The organism is Colwellia sp. RSH04 (assembly GCF_003545765.1).
Lineage (GTDB): Bacteria > Pseudomonadota > Gammaproteobacteria > Enterobacterales > Alteromonadaceae > Colwellia.
Genome location: NZ_QXIO01000067.1, coordinates 1 through 509, shown reverse-complemented (window position 1 = coordinate 509; position 509 = coordinate 1). Strand labels below are relative to the sequence as shown.

Sequence of the window (509 nt, the reverse complement as noted above, 5' to 3'; positions counted from 1 at the left end):
GAGAATTCAAGACACAGGAATCGCGAGCCGGGCTTGAGCACGCGATACGCTTCGCCCAGCGCCGTCGGAATGCGCGGCACATTCCGGATGCCGAATGCGATGGTGTACGCATCAAAGCTCTTGTCGGGAAACGCGAGCGCTTCAGCATTGCCTTCGACAAACGAGACCTGATGATCGAGATGCTGGGCCGCCGCGCGCTCGCGACCGACGGCAAGCATCTCGCCGTTGATGTCGCAGACGGTGGCCTGAAATCCATGACCCGCAGCCTTGGCGGCGCGGAAGGAAATGTCACCGGTGCCGCCGGCGACATCGAGCAGCGCGAACGGCGCATCGGAGCGCGGCGGGTTGAGCGCGGTAATCATCGCCTCTTTCCAGAGCCGGTGCATGCCGCCTGACATCAGGTCGTTCATCAGGTCATAGCGTTTCGCCACGCTGTGAAACACCTCGTTCACCAGCGTCTGCTTCTCGCCAAGCTCCACATCCCGGAAGCCGAAATGCGTCGTTCCGTC

1 protein-coding gene is annotated in these 509 nt (G+C 62.1%); it reads right to left on the bottom strand.

Annotated features, from left to right (window positions below; translation table 11 throughout):
• Positions 1 to 509, bottom strand: a 509-nt coding sequence (locus tag D1094_RS18515; RefSeq protein ID WP_118961562.1) for a ubiquinone/menaquinone biosynthesis methyltransferase, incomplete at both ends; no start/stop codon positions are given.